The sequence below is a fragment of the Sivoneniella epilithica UHCC 1019 genome, from assembly GCF_040830845.1.
Lineage (GTDB): Bacteria > Cyanobacteriota > Cyanobacteriia > Leptolyngbyales > Leptolyngbyaceae > ULC077BIN1.
Window position 1 is genome coordinate 294,215 of sequence record NZ_JBFPDP010000001.1, and the last position, 19,591, is coordinate 313,805.

Genomic DNA, 19,591 nt, shown 5'->3' on the forward strand with positions numbered 1-19,591 from the left:
AACAACTCTATATCACGCTAGCGAATGTTCTTTCAACTTGACACGCTATAGGTGAATACTATGTCTTTAGATAGACTGTCTTTTGCCATCGGGTAGGCGCGATCGCGAATCTCGCTCTTAAAGTAATTCAAGCAACATCAACTTTCCTTATCTTTTAAGAGCTAACTGATAATTAATTTAAGTTTGCTTACTTGAATAAAAGTAAAGAGACACCCCTAGTTTCTTCACAATGTTCTGCATCTATGAATATCCGGGCTATCTCTCTACTCTTAAGCTCTCTAGTCCTTATAGAAGGGCGGAAACAAAATTAACGTTTTGCTAACCGCTTCTCTTTCGACATTTTCCGTAAGCGAATTGATTCTGGAGTAATTTCCAGCAGTTCATCAGGACCAATGTACTCTAAAGCCCGTTCTAGACTCATGTCCATGGGAGCTTGCAGTTGCACGAGTTCTTCGCCGCCCGATGCTCGGTGGTTCGTCAACTGTTTTGTTTTACAAATGTTGATTTCCAGATCTTGAGAGCGATTATTTTCACCCACGATCATGCCTTTATAGACTTTAACCCCAGGCGTAATAAAGAATGTGCCGCGATCTTCTGCGTTTTTCATAGCGTAGAAAGTTGCAACGCCCTCATCAAAGGAAATCAAAACCCCGTTGCGGCGAGACTCAATATCTCCACCTAAGGGGCGATAATCCAAAAAGCTATGGTTCATGATGCCATCCCCACGGGTTAGCCGCATGAATTCTCCCCGGAAGCCAATGAGTCCACGAGCAGGCACAATAAACTCTAGTTGGGTGCGTCCGTTGCCGCCTACTTGCATGTCTTGCATCTCAGCTTTGCGTTGCCCCAATCGTTCAATACAGCTTCCTGAGGCTCCATCGGGCACATCTAGTACGAGAGTTTCAAAAGGTTCGCAGGGGCGACCGCTGACTTCCCGATAGATGACTTGTGGTTGAGAAACCTGAAATTCGTAACCTTCCCGCCGCATGGTTTCAATCAAAATGCCAAGATGAAGTTCACCCCGACCCGAAACCAGGAGTTTATCTGGGGAATCCGTTTCTTCAACCCGTAGCGCTACGTTGGTTTCAAGCTCACGCATTAAGCGATCGCGCACTTGGCGAGAGGTGACAAACTGTCCTTCTTGACCGGCAAAAGGCGAATCATTCACAGAGAACGACATTTGCAGGGTTGGTTCGTCTACTTTGATCAGCGGTAGTGCTTGGGGTTCATTGGGGCAAGTGACCGTTTCACCAATGTTGGCATCGGCAAACCCGGAGATCGCCACAATGTTGCCAGCAGATGCTTCCTCAATATCAATCCGCTTCAAGCCATCAAACCCCATCAGCTTACTGATTTTAGATTTGACGATCGCGCCAGTTTCCGTCACTAGCGCCGCCTGTTGTCCCATGCGGATCACGCCATTGTGAATTTTGCCAATAATAATCCGACCCACATATTCGGAATAGTCCAATGTGGTGACTTGAAGCTGAAGCGGAGCCGTGGGATCACCGATTGGAGGCGGAACATGACGCAGGAATGCTTCAAACAAAGGCTTCATGTCAACGGGTTCATCGTCTAAATGGTCGATCGCAAAACCCGACATGCCCGATGCAAATAAGTATGGAAACTCGCATTGGGCATCATCTGCACCCAATTCTAAAAATAAATCCAACACCTTATCCACTGCTCCATGGGGATCAGCCTGAGGACGGTCAATTTTATTAATTAGAACAATGGGGCGCAATCCCTTTTCCAGCGCTTTCTTCAGCACAAAACGAGTCTGAGGCATAGGACCTTCATTAGCATCCACAATCAAGATGCAGCCGTCTACCATGCCCAGCACCCGCTCTACTTCGCCGCCAAAGTCTGCGTGTCCAGGGGTATCAACAATGTTGACTAAAGTATCCTTGTAGCGAACAGCCGTATTTTTCGACAAGATTGTAATACCGCGCTCACGCTCCAAGTCATTGGAATCCATGACGCAAATTGGCACATCTTCGCCCTCTCGAAACGTGCCCGACTGTCTCAGTAGGGCATCAACAAGAGTTGTTTTGCCATGGTCAACGTGAGCAATGATGGCAACATTGCGAATTGGCAGAGTCATAAAACCGTTCCGCTAAGAGTGAGGAGTCTAAAACTGGCTTCTTAAGAAATTTTTAACAAATTCAAGGTGAATCTTGGTAAAGAAGCCTTAATAATTCTATCTTAGTTACTTGCGATCGTGGAGCAATCAGCAGAATTAACTAGGCGATCGCGATGGGTAATAACACCTCAAAAGTGGTGCCGTTGCTTGAATCGGAGGCAAGGTTAAGGTATCCAGCATGTTTCTCTACAATAATTTGGCGACTGATTGCTAAACCCAGCCCTGTTCCTTTACCAATGGGCTTTGTGGTAAAAAAGGTTTCAAAAATACAAGATTGCAGTTCGGCTGGAATACCAGAACCATTGTCGTGAATGGCGATCGCGACCCATTGCGTTCTGCGATCGCCGGGAATCTCTCGTTTTAGAAGACTGGTCGAGATTTCAATACAGGGTTTCCAATTGGGTTTGGGTGGAAAGTTAGATTCCGATAAAGCATCTACAGCATTTCCAATTAAGTTTGTAAAAACCTGACTTAGTTGCCCTGCATAACAATTGATTGGGGGTAAATCTTCATAGTGTTTAACTACTTCAACGAAATTTCTGATACGGCTCCCTAGAATGAGCAAGGTGTTATCTAAACACTCATGAATATCTGCTGGACGCTGAATGGCTTCATCTACATGAGAAAAATTTCTTAAGGCTGAAATAATCTTTTTCAGCCGTCCCGCACCAATTTTAATACTGGTAACAATTTGAGGCAGATCTTGAATCAAAAAATCAAACTCAAGTTCCTCTTTTAATTCTGCGATCGCTGGAATCAATTGAGGATACTCTTGCTCATAGACTGAAAGTACTTGCAAAATATCATTAATATAATTCTGCAAATATTCAATGTTTCCCCAGATGAAGTTCACAGGATTTAGTAGTTCATGGGCAATTCCTGCCACCATCTCTCCTAAACTTGCCATTTTCTCAGTTTGAATCAATTTAGCTTCAGTTTGTTCATTTAGCAGCTTAATTGTTAGCTCATGGATCTTAGAATGTGCCCACAAAAGATGATGAATCTCTAATAAAAAATAGGAATCGGCAGAAGTTTGAACTATAAGTGGCTCATAGAGTAGAGCAGGTGATCTTAACAATGCCTGATGGATAGCCTCAGCAATTTGGGTATCTCCCGGCAGCACCAGCACAGTGTGTTGGGCGGATTCATATAACGTTTTAATTGATCGCTTTAAAAATAATTCAGGACCATAGGGGCGGCTCAGTAGCTCTAAAAAATGCCGCCGAGAAAGCATTCCAAAAAAAACACCCCTGTTCACTAAAATCACACCAGGGAGAATTGATTTTTCCTTAAGAATATTTGAAATATCAATTCCTAACTTCTCGATCTCAATTGAACAATCATGGAGATGAAGATCTTTAATCTGAGATTGTATCGTTAAACTAACTTCAACTAAATTATCTGAACTCTTTTGAATTTCAAGGATGCTCATATCAAAGATAAAATCGCTAATTAAAGGCTAATTGTTTAATAACAATCTGTGCAGTACAGCATCTAATTGTCCAGGTTTCTTACGGGCTGATAATCCTTTCTTAACCGCAAAATAATCAACCTAAATGATTGGCTTAATCAGTTATCTATTGAGCGGTCATCTAATGATTAAACGTAACATCTCTACGCAATTCAAAACAATGATATGCGTTAATAACGTAATTTCATTTTGAATAAAATTTTGTATGAATCAGGCTAACCCTAACCTGAACTATATTTCGGGAGCCGTTATTACGATATAAATTGAGATAAATGAATGTAGATCTGTCTGTCAGCGCCCAATTTTTGCTCATGGGAAGGGGGACAAATGCGTGCAGCATTTATCTGAACTATCGTCCGAAATCTTGATTGATTACCTTGCAGTACGCTTAGCTCTCATGGGATTAAGCAGTGTTCAGTCGCATGTTGCGTTAACTCCCTCTCAACTTTGCTTGGGTGGGCGGGGAAAAGCAGTTTTCATGGGGAATAGGATTTGGTTGAGCAGGCGAATTTGATCAGCGGTGCCCATGCAGATAAGGTGATCTCCTTGCATGAGAATAGTGTCGGCGTTGGGTCCAACAATGGGGGTGCCATCTAAGCGACGGATGGCAAGGACTAACGCTCCGGATTGAGATCGCAACTTGGCTTCCCTTAGGGTTTGACCCACATAGGGATTGTTTGGGGTAGTTAGCTCAAACTCTTCCATATAAAAGGTGCGATCGCCACTGGACAGAATGCCATCTACAAAATCCATCACTTGGGGACGCAGTGCTGCCGCTGCCATCCGTTTGCCGCCCGTGATATAGGGAGATACTACCGAATCGGCTCCGGCGCGTTGCAGTTTGACTAAAGCTTCTTCAGTGCTGGCACGGGCGATCGCTCGCACTGTTGGGTTTAATGTTTTGGCAGACAAAACGGTATACAGGTTTTCCGCATCGGATGGGAGCGCGGCGATTAAACAAGTTGCCTGTTCAATTTGTAACCGCATTAAGGTTTCATCCAGGGTAGCATCGCCTTGAATGGCGGTATAGCCAAGCTGCTCCGCCATCATGACCGGATCATGCCCAAAATCGGCAATCACAAAGTTGATGCCCTCTGCTTGAAACTCGGCGGCAATCTGCTGTCCCATGCGCCCAAAGCCACAAATAATATAGTGATCAGACAGTTTTTCCATTTGTTGTTGCAATCGCCGCAGTCGCAATCCTTCTTGAAAATACCCCTGGATTAAGGCATCGGTAAACCGATTGACGATGTAACCGATGCTAATTACGCCTAGCAAAATTAGGATGATGGTGAATATCCGACCGCGATCGCCTAAGGGATTCACCTCCAGAAATCCCACTGTTGCCAGCGTAATCACCGTCATGTAAGCGGCATCTAGCCATCGCCACCCTTCCACCAGGTGATACCAACTACTACCCAACAAAAATACACCGACAAGCGACAGCGCCCCTCCGATTAACTCCTGTTGAATTCGGCGAAACTGCTGTTCAACGCGAATTTGAGGATTGGAAAGTTTTCCCGTACTCATCTGAAAAACCATCCAAAAAAGTTAAAGGTAACAACCTATTTTGAGTTGTATAGATTCATATCACTTTTAACACAATGTAATAAATAGATTTTCTCTAAAAAACAGTCTGAAACTCCTTTCTATCCAGGGTTTTCCCTGTAGAAACAAGAACTAGAGCCGCAGGAAAAAGAATTAATAAAGTTCTAACAATTGTAATAAAACTAATTTTCATTAGGTCGCTTTTGTGAGAAAACCTTGCTGAGAAAAGGCTGTAGCTCGTGTGCTTTGTAAAGTAATTCTAGATGGTAGATTGATAAAAGTTTACCTACGATTGTCAAAAATAAAAATAGTTTTCAATATGATGAACTTGGGTAAAACAAAGCCCAGCATTTATTTATTCCGACCTTTTTTAGGTCAATCTGTCCATTTAGCAATTATTAAATCATGGCAACAACTATTCAACGGCGCGAAAGCGGCAATGCGTGGGATCAGTTTTGCGAGTGGGTTACTAGCGTTAATAACCGGATTTATGTCGGTTGGTTTGGCGTATTGATGATTCCAACTCTGCTAACTGCCACTATTTGCTTCATCATTGCATTCATTGCTGCACCTCCAGTCGATATTGATGGTATCCGTGAGCCTGTTGCAGGTTCCTTAATGTTTGGCAACAACATTATTTCTGGCGCAGTTGTGCCTTCTAGCAACGCGATCGGGTTGCATTTTTACCCTATCTGGGAAGCTGCATCCTTAGATGAATGGCTCTACAATGGCGGTCCCTATGAGCTAATCGTTTGCCACTTCTTAATTGGTATTGCGTGCTACATGGGTCGTCAATGGGAACTCTCCTACCGTTTGGGAATGCGTCCCTGGATTTGCGTGGCTTACAGCGCTCCTCTAGCGGCTGCAACCTCAGTGTTCTTGATCTACCCAATTGGACAAGGCTCCTTCTCTGATGGAATGCCGCTTGGTATCTCTGGCACTTTCAATTTCATGTTTGTATTCCAAGCTGAACACAACATTTTGATGCATCCTTTCCACATGTTGGGTGTGGCGGGTGTTTTTGGTGGTTCGCTCTTCTCCGCTATGCATGGCTCCTTGGTTACATCTTCTTTGGTTCGTGAAACCACTGAATCTGAATCGCAAAACTACGGCTACAAGTTCGGTCAAGAAGAAGAAACCTACAATATCGTTGCAGCACACGGCTATTTCGGTCGATTGATCTTCCAATATGCCAGCTTTAACAACTCCCGCGCCTTACATTTCTTCTTGGGTGCATGGCCAGTGGTAGGAATCTGGCTCACCGCAATGGGCATCAGCACCATGGCATTTAATCTAAATGGTTTCAACTTTAACCAGTCTGTATTAGATTCTCAGGGTCGCGTGATTAACACTTGGGCAGATGTGCTTAACCGCGCTAACCTAGGTATGGAAGTAATGCACGAGCGCAATGCTCACAACTTCCCTCTAGACTTAGCTTCTGGCGATTCGGCTCCCGTTGCAATGCAGGCTCCTGCAATCAACGGTTAGGCTGCTAGTTTAATAGCCTGGAAAAGCGCTTCCTTGGTGGAGGCGCTTTTTTGGGTTTGATTCGTATCTTGTTTCTCAGGTCGTGCAAACAATTCGGACGATTTCCTGTTACGGTGAAGTCATGCTGATAGACGCAGAGCAGCTAATTAATTATCAACGCTGTCGTCGAAGGGCTTACTTGGACGTATATGGGAATCTTGACCAACGAGATTCTGCGAATGAGTATGTCTTAAAACTGGTGCAGGACAGCCAAGCAAATCAGCGAACAGTATTATCTAATCAGGCAATTGTGCAGCCGGATCACCCTGCTAGAGATTGGCAGGCGGCGACAGTGGCAACCTTGGATTTGATGCGCCAGGGAGTCGATCGCATTCATCAAGGAATCCTACTAACCAAGACAGAGAACGGAATTACGCTCAAAAGCAATCCTGATCTGCTGGTAAAGCATCCAGGCATTTCTGATTTTGGCGATTGGCTGTATGTGCCAACGGAAATCAAATTAGGCAAGCGTCCCAAACTGGAATATCAAGTAGCAGTCGCGTTTCATGCCATGGTGCTAGCAGAAGTGCAGGGAGCGTGGGCAGAGACGGCATGGTTAATGCTCCGCGATCGCGGGGCTTACTCGGTGGATCTATGGGAAGTGCTGCCCCGAATGCAAGAGATTTTGGCTGAGTGCATTCAAATGCTGGTGCAGCAGCAAGAACCAGAAGTATTTATTGCGCGCAGTCGCTGTAGCTTGTGTCATTGGTTAAGTGCTTGCCACGCGATCGCCAAAACCGATTATCACCTTTCTTTGTTGCCCGGTGTCACCCCGACTCGGTATGTGCAGTTACAAGCTTTGAACTTGCTGACGGTGAAGGCGCTAGCAGAAACCCACCCCAGCCATTTAGAACCCCTGCCTGGATTTGGCAAAGAAGCGGCTCACAAATTAGTGCGTCAAGCGTTCTCCGTCATGCACGATCGCGCGCTCCTGATTGAGGAAGGTCTTCAACCTAGCGATAATAAGGCAGCAAATCATTATTTAGAATTGCCTATCCATCAGGCTTACACTGTCTTAGCAGAATTGCTGCCAACGGCTCCAATTGAACTTTATTTTGATATAGAAGCCGAGCCAACCTTAAATTTAATTTATTTGCATGGAGTGCTAGTTGTTGATCGCTCTGCCAATAGACAAACCTTTCATGCCTTGTTAGCAGAACGCCCTGAAGACGAAGCGATCGTCTGGCAACAGCTATTGGAGTTGTTTAGTCGCTATCCAACGGCACCTATTTTCCATTTTTGCCCGTTTGAAGTGCAAACTGTAGAACGCCTCGCCAAATTGTATGGGACTCCCCATTCTCATATCAAACCTCTCCTGTCACGCTTTGTAGATGTGCATGAACGGATCACGCGATTAGTGACGTTGCCAGTAGAAAGCTATGCCCTAAAGCAGATTGCCCGGTGGCTGGGGTTTGACTGGCGCGATCCCTCTGCCAATGGCGCGCAGTCGATCTGTTGGTATGCTCAATGGCTAAGTACGGGCGATCGCGCTCACCTTAATGCCATCCTCACTTACAACGAAGACGACTGCCTTGCAACCCACCACATCAAAGAATGGCTGGTGGGTTTTTTGATGAAAACCATCGCTGAGCAATCCGCAGAGTTAGCGTGAGCGGGAAGGGGTGGAGTAAAGAAGTAGAGGGATGGAGGAGTGGAGGAGTGATTTATTAAATATTTCTTCAGTGATTGAGGATGAGAGGAGTTTTTTATAAATTTCCTTTCATAGATTGCGCTATCGTACTGTTTACTAGCATTTAGAGTTTTAATGCCGCAAGCAAGGCTGTTGCAGATTTCTCAGGAGCGCAAAAGATCTATGAAGGGTTTGGATTCCACTCAGGTAGAGCAGTTGAAAGAAATTGCTGAGTATTTGTATCAGCAACGTCAATATCAAGAGATTTCCCTTGAAAAGATTGCCAAACAAACCTATATTCCTCAACGTATTTTGCAGGCGATCGAATCAGCACAGCTAGACATCTTGCCAGAACCGGTTTACATCAAAGGGTTCATTCGTCGATATGCTGATGCCTTGAGTTTAGATGGCATGATGATTGCCGATGCTTTTGATGTTGAACCTGCTTCGTTGGCTCATACTGCGCCTGAGATGCAACCTGAGCTTAGTGCAGCGGCTCCACGCCCTACCCCGATGCCAGTAGAGTCGCAAGCCGAACCGCCAGCCGAACGACCCATAGATCGCTCTGATCGCCCATTACGCCAGTCAGAGCGATCGCCCAGCCCCAATCTATCCTTCTTACCTTGGCTAGGCGGAGGAATTGCAGCCCTTGCCTTGGGTGCATTGGCGCTCAGCTTATTGAATCAGCCTCAAAAAAGCGCTATGACCACTCCAACTGCAACAAACGTTCCAGCCACAAGTTCGTCAGCCTCTTCGCCTAACAAGGTTCCATCGTCTGCTCCTACTGTATCTGCTGTACCGGGGGCTAAAAACGAAACCTCAATCGCCGGGACACCGTTGCAAGTAGACCTAAATTTAACCGATCGCTCTTGGGTCGAAGTGACAGTCGATGGCAACGTTGACTATGAGGGATCTTTAGACAAAGGGGAACAGCGAACTTGGAAAGCGAAAAAAAGTATTGTAGTCGTGGCAGGTAACGCAGGTGCAGTGGTCGCTTCTTTCAACCAGGGTGAAGCAAAAGCGCTGGGCAAGACAGGTGATGTGGTAACAGTCGCGTTTCCCACTGAGGAAAAACAACCCTAATTCCTTACACAAAGCACTCAGATGTGAAACTGCCATGGAGTCCGTAGGGAACATGGTGCTTTAAATGTAGACGGGCAACTTGACTCAGATCGCAGGCATCCAGAATCACCACATCAGAGCGATCGCGGGTGGAATCAAATGCCATCACCAGCACCCAGCCATCATCTTCAGCATCAAGTTGTCGGTTATAGGGATTGCGAGGCACAAAAATTGGTTCGCCCACATAGCCCCAAGGTGCCGCACTCCAAAAAGCGCGATTGCCAGATTGAGTGTCTACCTTCATGACCGCTTGCAGCGGCGCATTTCCGGTTGAGGCATGAGCAGCACCCAGATAAGCATAGCGGTACGATCGACCCACCTTGACGGGATGCACCACTGGAAACTCACAGCAGCGATCTTCTAATAATTGGCGATCGACCGTTCCCGTTTGTAAATTGACTCGAAAACGCCACAGATGCCCCGGCGCGATCGCGTCAAAATTTGTCTGGCGAAAATCCCTCTCCGGCTCCACCGTCGGTAAATCTGCGTAGCACACCGAATCAATCACTACGTCGTCACCCTCCTCAAAAGCATTGACATGATGAAAAACGAAGCCAGAAAGGGTTTCAAATGTGCGGAGTTTGGAGTTCGGCGCTGTTTGTTCAGATTTCCTGGCTCCTGCACCTTTCCGGGGAATTACTAGAATCTTGGTGGGTTTGTCTGGCTGAAACTGAATACACTCCGCTGCCGAACGGGTTCCTGCCAAAAAGTTTAGGGGATTGAAGGTAACCGGATTTTGAAAAAAGATGCAGTAATGTGGCGTAATTGCAAAATCGTGGATAAAGGCAAAACCGGGAGCCGAGTGAGCATACTTCCGCAGCAGTTGTCCATCCGTCGCAAATTCATACAGGGTAATGGTGGAAGACAAACCGGGCTTAATCGAGAAGTTGACCAGGCAAGCATCGCCTTCTTTTCCACTAGTCGGATCGATTCGGGGATGGGCGGCAAAGGCATCACCCGGTTTCAACACGCCATCCAAATAATCTAAACCCAAGGTGTTGAGCGTATGGGGATCGAGGGCATGAGGTTCAGCCGCTTCCCACAGTGCTCGCAGTTTGCCACCCCAATACACAATGTTGGTGTTTGCAATATTTTTTAGCCGAAAATCGAGCAGGTTTGCCAACCAGCCACCGGGCTTAGCAGTGCCAAACACGCCGCGATACAAAATCTTTCCGGCTGCTTGTTCTGCGAGATAGCCTTCAGTTTTGACAAAGCGATTGCGGAAGTGGGCGCGTCCATTTTGAAAGGCGATCGCGCAAATCATGCCATCACCATCAAACGGGTGATGAATTTGCTCTCCATTCACTTCCAGCAATCCGGGACCATTGCGAAACAGCGTTCCTTGCAACTCGGCTGGAATTTCTCCATCAATCTCGTCAATCCAATACTCCAACTCTTGCGCCAGAGAATTGTAGCCCCGCTGCCAATCTTCCCGTTGATAGGACTTTTCCAAAACAGACGGGTTCAGTTCAATGCTGGTCATATTATTCCTCTACAGGTTCCGGTTCGCGTGACTGAACAACTAACTCTGTCATTAGGTCAGGCAGAAAGGGTTGGGCGAGATGCTTAGAAGCACCTGAATCTAGCTCTAAGGTTGCCGGAGGTTGGTGATCATAAGAGCCTTCGGGCATATCTTCGCTAGAAGGCAGCCAACCCAAAAGCGGCAATGGTAATAACGTGGTGAGATTGGCAATCACAATCAGGAGCGCCAAATTCGTAAAGTTGCTTTCAGTAATCCCTAATCGGTGCATCAGAAATGCGCCTGATTCATAGGAAACCAGCCCTGCCAAATTCACGACCGACATTAGCAACGCAAACAAAGTCGCTTCTACACCCGGCGGACAAAGACGTGCTGCCAAGACCAAAACGGGCATAAACGCAATTTGCCCCATAACCGTCAAAATCAGGTTGTCTCCAAGGCTAAACCATTGATCGCTAATTCCTAAACTGCGGTTGGCGTGGGTCACTAACAGTAGAGTTGTCATTCCTAAAGCGGCTGAAATCACGGTTGACCAGCCAAAAATGGTGCGAAACGGCACATTTTTGAGAAAGCGCTGAAAGACCCACACGCCTATCAGTGATGCCAAACTAGTCACCAATCGCACTCGTCCTAAAAATTCTGGCGCAAACTTAAGTTCGTTGGTGGTAAAGAAAAAGAAAGCAGATTCTGCGGTGGGCATTGCTTGCCACACAAATAGAAATGCGGTGGGCATCCAAATCGATTTTTGACTCAATGCCTGCCGCAACTGGTGAACCTGATGTTTGACGGCTCCCCAATCCATCCGTTCGGTGACTGGCGTTTCGCTGATGATCCAGGCGACACAGGAGACAATTAGCGGGAAGACCGCTGTAATCGCAAAAACAGTGCGTGTGGTGAAATGCTCTAACAGATAGCCGCTTAAGTAAGCAGTCATTAAGCCACCGGCAGCAGCAGCGCCCCAAGAGAGCGATTGCAGCGATCCGGCTTTACCCATAGTTTCTTTGCGCGCCCGCTCGACTACTAGAGAATCGACAATCACATCGCTAAAGGCAACGGAAAGAGAACTTGCCGCGATCGCTGCAACAGCGGCGATCGGCGTATTCACCACCGTTGCCATTGCCACCCAAGCGAAAGTTCCCAATAGCCCAGACAAAATTAGGTAAGGGCGACGACGATAGCCAAAAATCGGCAATCCATCTGAGATAAAACCAAATAGCGGCTTAATCATCCAGGGCAGGGCAGCCACCCCAACCAGGGCAGACACTTCAACCGGACCTAAACCCAAATCATCTTTAAGAAAAAAGCTCACTGCCAACCGCGCCAAGCCCAAAATGCCCTGCACAAAGTAGACCAGCAAGATCGCAACGAGTTCAGGAGTCGGCTCGTGACCAAAGAAAACCTTCTCTGTCACTGAAGCTTTGAGTTTGGCAAAACCAGAGGAAGAAACAATCATTGATAATTTGTTACAAGTTTTATCAATAGCTTTTATGATAGCGCTTTGATTGCACTACGGTATCTGAGGTCTGCAATTGCCTTTTGAGTAAGAGTAGACTTTCTTCCTAATAAGCTGATATGCATTCAAGTTGCATGGGAAAGGGGCTTAAGCCTCTTGTTGAAAAAGCTTTCCGAGTTTTTAGGACGGCAAACTAAAAAGCAATTAGCTTATGATCTTTTTTTCAAAAACGATTAACCAAGTTTGACAGGTGTATTGGGGAAAACTTGTATTTTATCGAATGTTTTATAGACCAGGGATAGAGAGATATTGATGAATGCCTATCTTGTTAATGAGCGTAGTCAGGCGATCGCCCAAAAGATCCAAGTTTTCTCTCTGGTCATTCCTTCAATTTCTGGCAGAATAATAGCTTCTTAATTCGATTCAGTTCAGTAGGACGTTGCAATTCCTATGGCGAAAATCTTAATTGTTGAAGATGAATCCGCTACGGCTCAAATGATTTGCAACTTTTTAGTGCAGTTAGATCACCAAGTTGCTTTGATTGTGGACGATGGACTGCAATCGATTCAAATCGCCTTTGAAACTCATCCTGATCTGATTTTGATGGATATTCATTTGCCAGGGGAGATTGACGGCATCACTGCTGCCGATCGCATCTATCAACAATTTCAAATTCCAATTATTTACATCAGTGCAACTACGGACGCTGAAATCTTACAACGCGCGATCGCCCCTTCTGCATTCGGCTATCTTGTTAAGCCCTTCAGTCAGCTACAGCTACAGGCAGCCATCCACGTTGCTTTACAACGCCATCGCCTAGAGACGCAATTGGAGCAAACAAAACAATGGCTTGCCACAACCCTCGCTAGCATTGGAGATGGCGCGATCTCCACGGATCAAGCCGGGTTAATCACGTTTATGAATCCGGTTGCCGAAAGTCTCACGGGCTGGCAACTGACCGATGCATTGGGATCATCCGTTAGCCAAATCCTCAACCTGATTCATCCAGAGACGCAAGAGGCGATCGAAAACCCAGTGATTCAAGCCATACAAGCAGGAAGGCGGGTGAATATGCCAGAACAGTGCCTTTTGCGAGGCAAAGATGGATTAGACCGCAGAGTGGGTGATTCAGCCACTCCCATTCGCAACAGCAATGGGGATATTACCGGTGGGGTGTTGGTGTTTCAAGATATTACCCAACGTCACCTAATCGCCCAAAACCTGCGGCTAGAAGCAGAACGAGAACAGTTGTTAGGGGCGATCGCGGAACGCATTCGTCAATCACTTGACCTCAATGACATTCTCAATACCGCCGTCCACGAAATTCATCAGTTTTTGCAAACAGATCGAGTCATCATCTATCGGTTTGAAACCAATTGGAGTGGATTTGTCATTGTTGAAGCCCTCAATCCAGGCTGGGTTTCCATGTTAGGGCTTGAAATATTTGACTCCTATTTTGCCGCTGAAACCTGCCTGCTGCCTTTTACTCGCGGCGCAGTTAGCCGGATTGACAATATTGATGCGGCTGGTTTAGAGCCATGCCATTTAAAGTTATTAGAGCAATTCCAAATTCAAGCAAACTTAGTCATTCCCATCTTGCAAGGAGACGCTCTTTGGGGATTGCTAGGGGTGCAGCAATGCGCGGCTCCTCGACACTGGCAAGAGTGGGAAGTGGGTTTTCTCAAACGCCTTGCCACCAGTTTGGCGATCGCCCTGCAACAAAGTCAGCTTTATCAGCAAACCCAACTTCAAGCCCAACGCGAAAAAGCGCTTTGCAAAATAATTCAAGCCGTTCGAGATTCTTTTAATCTCCAAAACACTCTTAACGCCATCGCCTCTGAAATCGGTACATTGATTCAGTCCGATCAGGCAAACATCCTGCAATATTTACCCCTAGAAAATAGCTGGGTTTACTTAGCCTCTCATTGCCTTGATTCCGATCTTGTGCAGCCTCAGGTTGGGGCAAGAATTTCGGATATAGATCATCCTCATATGGTCTCGCTCAAGCAGTTTGAGATTGTGCGCCTAGATGATAGCACCCGCCTAGAGACTGCATTCAACCAAACGCTGGCTGAAACGTTTTCAGGAGCTTGGTTAGCTATCCCGATTCGGATTGGCGATCGCCTTTGGGGCAACATTGGGCTGGTCAATCACGACCCTACATTTGTTTGGCAAGATTGGCAGGTTGAATTAGCTTGCACCATTGCCGACCAACTCGCGATCGCGATCCAGCAATCAGAACTATACACCGAGGTGCAGCGGCTTAACTTTGAGCTAGAAAGTCAGGTTCTAGAACGCACCACTGCTCTCCATCGCGCCCTCAGCTTTGAAGCCTTGCTCAAACGCATCACCGATCAAGTACGCGATTCTTTAGACGAAAACCAGATTTTGCAAACGGCTGTAGATGCACTAGGTCAAGGCTTAGGGGTTAAATGCTGTAGCGCTGGACTCTATAACTCAACCCTCACCACCTTTACCATTACTCATGAACATCTGGTTGATTTCCCTTCTGCACAAGCACAAACCTTTGTCATGGCAGACCTATCTGGCAATGACTTTTACCATCAGCTTTTTCGGCAGCAGTGCATTCAATTTTGCTTTAGCACCCACAATCCGGCAAGACCCAGAGCAGAACGGCAGAGCATTTTGGCATGTCCAATGTTTGATGATCAAGGAGTGCTAGGGGATTTGTGGTTATTTCGACCGAGCCAACAGGTGTTTAGTGAGCCAGAAATTCGCCTCGTGCAGCTTGTGGCAAATCAATGCGCGATCGCCCTACGCCAGTCTCGGTTATATCAAGCTGCCCAAGCTCAAGTGCATGAACTAGAACGCCTCAACCACCTGAAAGATGATTTTCTGAGTACCATCTCTCATGAACTCAGAACTCCCATGGCTAGCATCAAAATGGCGATCCAAATGGTAGAGATTGCGCTCAAACCGTTGGGCATCCTGGACGGTGAAACGAACAACGCCAGCCGCTATTTTCAAATTTTGCAAACTGAATGTCAGCGAGAAATTAATCTCATTGATGACTTGCTTAATCTCTCTCGCCTTGATGCGGAAACAGAGCCTTTGATTCTATCCACCATTGCGGTGCAACCCTGGATTAATCATGCTCTAGAGCCATTTTACGAAAGAATTGAGACTCAAGAGCAAACCCTTCAAGTAGAAACCTCTGAAAACCTACCCGCCCTCATAACCGATCTGTCTTGCTTAGGGCGCATTCTCTCCGAACTAGTCGATAATGCTTGTAAATACACCTGTAGCGGTGGGATCATCCAAGTTTCTGCCTATCGGGCGATCGCGGGTCTATGTATTGAAGTTGGGAATACTGGAGTCATTGCTGCTGAAGAACTACCCCGGATTTTCGACAAGTTTTATCGCATTCCCAGCAGCGACCCGTGGCGGTATGGCGGAGTTGGTTTAGGATTAGCATTAGTCAAAAAGCTAGTCGCCCATATTGGCGCTGACATTAAGGTGGAAAGCCACTTAGACCAAACGACCTTTACAGTCACATTTCCACCGAGTAGTCTAATCTCTAGCTCTTAGCGTTTGGTTGCTTATGCTCGTAATCGGTTTAATTAGCGGCACCTCAGTGGATGGGATCGACGCAGCACTGGTTGATATTTTTGGCTCCACCACAGACTTGCAAGTCACCCTGATAGCTGGAGAAACGATCGCCTATCCACCAACCCTACGCCAACAAATTTTGGCAGTTTGTGCAGGGGCAGCACTGTCGATCGCCGAATTGGCAGCCCTAGATGACGCGATCGCTCACCAGTTTGCCCAAGCCGCCCTCACCCTCCAAACCAAACACCCCACTGCCGAACTGATCGGCTCCCACGGACAAACCGTCTTTCATCGACCCGCAGGAAATGGCGAATGGCGAGTTGCGAATGACAAAAGTTCCTCTTTGCTCTCCCCTGTTCCCCTCGGCTACAGTTTGCAATTGGGGCGCGGAGACGCGATCGCCCGTCATACAGGCATCACCACCATCAGCAACTTTCGGGCAGCCGATATTGCAGCAGGGGGACACGGTGCGCCCATGGTTCCCAAAATTGATGCTTACTTGTTTGGGCAACCCCATCAAGCCAACTGTGTGCAAAATATTGGTGGCATTGGCAACCTTGCCTATCTGCCTGCAATGAACTCTCAAAAAGATTGGCAAGCACACATTTTGGGCTGGGATACGGGACCGGGCAACAGCTTGTTAGACCTAGCAGTGCAGCATCTCAGTCAGGGAACCAAAACCTACGACCATAACGGCAACTGGGCGGCAACTGGGCAAATTCGCCACTCGTTGGTAGAGCACTGGCTCCAGCATCCCTTTTTCCATCAATCGCCGCCCAAATCAACCGGGCGAGAACTGTTTGGAGAGGAATATCTGCATCAATGCTTGGCAGACTGCGATACAAACGGCATGACTGACGCGGCGGATATTTTGGCAACTTTAACCGAATTAACCGCTGCTTCCATTACCCATAGTTACCAAACTTTTTTACCTTGCCTACCCGATCGCGTGTTGCTCTGTGGCGGCGGCAGCAAAAACCAGCACCTCAAACAGCGAATCCAAACCCGACTCAACCCCATTCCCGTATTAACCACCGATGAGGTAGGGGTCAATGCCGACTTTAAAGAAGCGATCGCTTTTGCAGTGCTAGCCTATTGGCGACTCCAGCAAATCCCCGGCAACCTCCCCGCTGTCACCGGAGCCATTCAACCCGTCCTCCTCGGCGAAATTTATCAGAGTTTTGAGTTTTGAGTTTTGAGTTCACCACTCGCCATTCGCCATCCGCCTATCTACCTGCTAGTGTTGTAGATGCGTGATAGCATTGGTTACCAATTGAATCAGTACTGCATTTGCTGTCGAGTCGAAGGATAACGTTGTGGCTCATACCTTTTTAATACAGCCAGGACGCTGGACAATGCGGGGGCACTGGCTAGAGCGAAACGGTATGCCAATTTCAGTACTCGGTAAAACCTTGGTGGGTTGGAGCCGAGATGATTACTGGTTTACGATGGTGACAAAGTTGACTTTCCCCAATAGTGAACGCGAAGAAATTTCACTCCAGTATCGGGGACGGCTAGATGCAGGAGAGCGGCAATATACCTTTGTTTTGCAACATAGTTTGTTGGGGCGGGTGGAAGGAGAAGGGTGGGTTGCTCAAGAATCTATCGTGCAGCGCTATTGGGTATTGGGCGATCGCCAGCGACGAAGTGGGTTTGAAACGATGTATCGGGTTGAAGAAAATAAATATTATCTCTCCAGCGGCATTATGGCAGGGCATTACTTAACCAGTACGATGGAAGTAACCTTGGAACAGCAGCTAGAGTAAAGACTCAAAGTAATTTAGGAAACAGGCGATCGCTAAAAACTGTCAAAATGAAGCATCAAGCTTGCTTTACGGGATTACTAGCAAATAGAGTGCATTTCAATTCTTAATTGCTTCAATTTTTAGCCAGGTAGTTACTAAATCACTCTATAGCTAGAAGATTATTTTATAAGTTGGCTACACTAAAGCTATTTTGCTCACATTGATCATTTTTATAGGGCGAGGCTTTCATCGTTGGCTGCTCGTATGACAACAGACCCACACATCGGACACTTACTTTCCAACCGCTACCAATTGGTTGAACTGGTAGGCAAAGGAGCTATGGGAAGGGTATATCGTGCTGAAGATGTTTTACTAGGCGGAGTGATTGCCGTTAAGTTTTTGTCTCAAGCATTGATCGTCAACGATAAGTTACGCGATCGCTTCAAATTTGAAGCTCGTACCTGCGCCCAGCTAGGGCAAAAGAGTATTCATATCGTTCGAGTGACCGACTACGGCATTAACGAAGACGACGTGCCGTTTTATGTCATGGAATATCTTCAAGGCTCAAGCCTCAGCGAAATCATTAGCACACAAACTCTGTTGTTGCCTCGGTTTCTGAGTCTTGCCCGTCAAATTTGCCTAGGGTTACAATGCGCCCATCAAGGCATTTTGATGGATGGTCAACTGTGCCCGATCATTCACCGGGATATTAAACCCAGCAATATCTTGGTGAGCCAAAACGCACTCTTAGGTGAACTGGTCAAAATTTTGGACTTTGGCATTGCCAAATTACTGCAAGAAGATAGCGGACAAACTAGTTCTTTTATGGGAACTCTGCCGTATTCTTCTCCAGAGCAAATGGAGGGGCAAGATCTGGATTCTCGCTCGGATGTCTATAGCCTCGGCATCATGATGTTTGAGATGCTGACGGGCAAAATGCCATTGCAAGCTGAAACTCACACGTTTGGCGCTTGGTACAAAGCGCATCACTCCAAATCGCCGCGCACCTTTAAATCAGTGAATCCCAGCTTAAAGGTGCCCAATGCTCTCGAAACTTTGGTAATGGGATGTTTAGAGAAAAAATCAGCGGATCGTCCCCAATCGATCGCCGAAGTTTTGAAAGCCCTTGAACCGCTAGAACAGCGATATAGTGCTAACCAGCAAATTGGGACTCGGATTAGCGAAGCACTGGCGAAGAAAACCCTACCTGAAGGGCGATCTCAACCTGCCACGCCCTCTCCATCCGGCGATATTGTCTCTCAGGCAATTTGGCCCAAAAATAAACCTGTCGCTCAAATTGTATTTCCGCAAATTTTTTCGACTGGCAATGAAAATTTGCCAACGATTTGGGTGATGCTGCCCCAAAAGGAAATTCGTAGCCTGCAAGTGAATCGAATCTATAATCGCATCTACAAAAATTTTCTGTGTTCCATGTCGCCTCATCCCATGGTGTTGTGGCTGACGGCAATTTATAACCGCTTTCATAGCCAAGAACAGGGACCTCGATGGCTGCGTTGTTACCTAGACGTTAAAACTCCATTTGGGCGAGAAATGCTCCGTTTAATGGGTGAAAAAGAACAATATCAAGTGTTACTGTTTGCCTTGGAAGATCCATCTCAGTCTGCCCATGCAATGACGATTACCATTCATCCTTCTCAATGTTCTTTGCTGAAGCAGTGGGCGATCGTTAGTCAATCTTCCCCGTCCGTTGGACACCCCAGCATGACCAAAAATTTGCTTCAAGCAGAATTTGAGAAGCTCAAGCCTAAAATTGTTGAGGATTTAGAAAACACTTCTAATGCTTCACCATGGACATAAAGGAACTTTAAAAGACTTGTGGACAGCCTCATGGCTATCCACAAAAAATGTTTTCAAATTGAAGGTATGGACTGCGTTACTGAC

Annotated in this window: 12 protein-coding genes; 7 read left to right on the forward strand and 5 right to left on the reverse strand. The window is 46.6% G+C overall.

The genetic code is table 11. The features are described 5' to 3' along the window. Window positions 1-307 precede the first annotated feature (307 nt). The 3 genes from typA to AB3R30_RS01420 all read right to left on the reverse strand — a co-directional run bounded on the left by typA (window position 308) and on the right by AB3R30_RS01420 (window position 5,144). Window positions 308-2,104: a translational GTPase TypA gene (gene typA / locus AB3R30_RS01410; protein WP_458647343.1), complete on the reverse strand. Its 1,797-nt coding sequence runs from the start codon at window positions 2,102-2,104 to the stop codon at window positions 308-310. Window positions 2,105-2,243: 139 nt separating this feature from the next. Continuing rightward, window positions 2,244-3,377 (reverse strand): sensor histidine kinase, encoded by a 1,134-nt coding sequence (locus AB3R30_RS01415; RefSeq protein ID WP_458647344.1) that lies wholly within the window; start codon window positions 3,375-3,377, stop codon window positions 2,244-2,246. 678 nt (window positions 3,378-4,055) lie between these two features. Then, entirely contained in the window at window positions 4,056-5,144 is a 1,089-nt protein-coding gene (locus tag AB3R30_RS01420; RefSeq protein WP_458647345.1) for a potassium channel family protein, read from the reverse strand. 423 nt (window positions 5,145-5,567) lie between these two features. Here AB3R30_RS01420 and psbA point away from each other — a divergent pair, with 423 nt between their 5' ends. The 3 genes from psbA (at window position 5,568) to AB3R30_RS01435 (ending at window position 9,402) form a co-directional block, all read left to right on the forward strand. After that, on the forward strand, window positions 5,568-6,650 hold the full coding sequence (gene psbA / locus AB3R30_RS01425; protein WP_458647346.1) for a photosystem II q(b) protein: 1,083 nt from the start codon (window positions 5,568-5,570) through the stop codon (window positions 6,648-6,650). Window positions 6,651-6,732: 82 nt separating this feature from the next. After that, window positions 6,733-8,301 (forward strand): TM0106 family RecB-like putative nuclease, encoded by a 1,569-nt coding sequence (locus AB3R30_RS01430; protein ID WP_458647347.1) that lies wholly within the window; start codon window positions 6,733-6,735, stop codon window positions 8,299-8,301. A 201-nt stretch (window positions 8,302-8,502) separates the two neighbouring features. Beyond that, a complete protein-coding gene (locus AB3R30_RS01435) occupies window positions 8,503-9,402 on the forward strand; it encodes a helix-turn-helix domain-containing protein (protein WP_458647348.1) in 900 nt (299 codons plus the stop codon). A 4-nt stretch (window positions 9,403-9,406) separates the two neighbouring features. On the opposite strand, the gene AB3R30_RS01440 is transcribed toward AB3R30_RS01435, so the two are convergent. Together AB3R30_RS01440 and AB3R30_RS01445 are read right to left on the reverse strand one after the other, a co-directional pair. Beyond that, window positions 9,407-10,924, reverse strand: coding sequence for a carotenoid oxygenase family protein (locus AB3R30_RS01440; protein WP_458647349.1), 1,518 nt, complete (start codon window positions 10,922-10,924; stop codon window positions 9,407-9,409). Window position 10,925: 1 nt separating this feature from the next. Further along, window positions 10,926-12,374 (reverse strand): folate/biopterin family MFS transporter, encoded by a 1,449-nt coding sequence (locus tag AB3R30_RS01445; protein ID WP_458647350.1) that lies wholly within the window; start codon window positions 12,372-12,374, stop codon window positions 10,926-10,928. A 450-nt stretch (window positions 12,375-12,824) separates the two neighbouring features. On the opposite strand from AB3R30_RS01445, the gene AB3R30_RS01450 reads away from it, so the two are divergent. The 4 genes from AB3R30_RS01450 to AB3R30_RS01465 all read left to right on the forward strand — a co-directional run bounded on the left by AB3R30_RS01450 (window position 12,825) and on the right by AB3R30_RS01465 (window position 19,507). Further along, window positions 12,825-15,923 (forward strand): GAF domain-containing protein, encoded by a 3,099-nt coding sequence (locus AB3R30_RS01450; protein ID WP_458647351.1) that lies wholly within the window; start codon window positions 12,825-12,827, stop codon window positions 15,921-15,923. A gap of 13 nt (window positions 15,924-15,936) precedes the next feature. Next, window positions 15,937-17,136 carry an anhydro-N-acetylmuramic acid kinase gene (locus tag AB3R30_RS01455; RefSeq protein WP_458647352.1) on the forward strand — a complete coding sequence of 400 codons (1,200 nt, stop codon included), beginning with the start codon at window positions 15,937-15,939 and terminating at the stop codon, window positions 17,134-17,136. Between the two features lie 124 nt (window positions 17,137-17,260). Next, window positions 17,261-17,710 (forward strand): hypothetical protein, encoded by a 450-nt coding sequence (locus tag AB3R30_RS01460; RefSeq protein WP_458647353.1) that lies wholly within the window; start codon window positions 17,261-17,263, stop codon window positions 17,708-17,710. Between the two features lie 243 nt (window positions 17,711-17,953). Next, window positions 17,954-19,507, forward strand: coding sequence for a serine/threonine protein kinase (locus AB3R30_RS01465; protein ID WP_458647354.1), 1,554 nt, complete (start codon window positions 17,954-17,956; stop codon window positions 19,505-19,507). Window positions 19,508-19,591 lie beyond the last annotated feature (84 nt).

What these genes read in the sequence shown, in the direction of transcription:
- AB3R30_RS01445 (WP_458647350.1), bottom strand. Translation starts at nt 12,374, where the DNA reads ATGATTGTTTCTTCCTCTGGTTTTGCCAAACTCAAAGCTTCAGTGACA.
- AB3R30_RS01450 (WP_458647351.1), top strand. Translation starts at nt 12,825, where the DNA reads ATGGCGAAAATCTTAATTGTTGAAGATGAATCCGCTACGGCTCAAATG.
- AB3R30_RS01415 (WP_458647344.1), bottom strand. Translation starts at nt 3,377, where the DNA reads ATGCTTTCTCGGCGGCATTTTTTAGAGCTACTGAGCCGCCCCTATGGT.
- AB3R30_RS01455 (WP_458647352.1), top strand. Translation starts at nt 15,937, where the DNA reads ATGCTCGTAATCGGTTTAATTAGCGGCACCTCAGTGGATGGGATCGAC.
- AB3R30_RS01465 (WP_458647354.1), top strand. Translation starts at nt 17,954, where the DNA reads ATGACAACAGACCCACACATCGGACACTTACTTTCCAACCGCTACCAA.
- AB3R30_RS01435 (WP_458647348.1), top strand. Translation starts at nt 8,503, where the DNA reads ATGAAGGGTTTGGATTCCACTCAGGTAGAGCAGTTGAAAGAAATTGCT.
- typA (WP_458647343.1), bottom strand. Translation starts at nt 2,104, where the DNA reads ATGACTCTGCCAATTCGCAATGTTGCCATCATTGCTCACGTTGACCAT.
- AB3R30_RS01420 (WP_458647345.1), bottom strand. Translation starts at nt 5,144, where the DNA reads ATGAGTACGGGAAAACTTTCCAATCCTCAAATTCGCGTTGAACAGCAG.
- AB3R30_RS01440 (WP_458647349.1), bottom strand. Translation starts at nt 10,924, where the DNA reads ATGACCAGCATTGAACTGAACCCGTCTGTTTTGGAAAAGTCCTATCAA.
- psbA (WP_458647346.1), top strand. Translation starts at nt 5,568, where the DNA reads ATGGCAACAACTATTCAACGGCGCGAAAGCGGCAATGCGTGGGATCAG.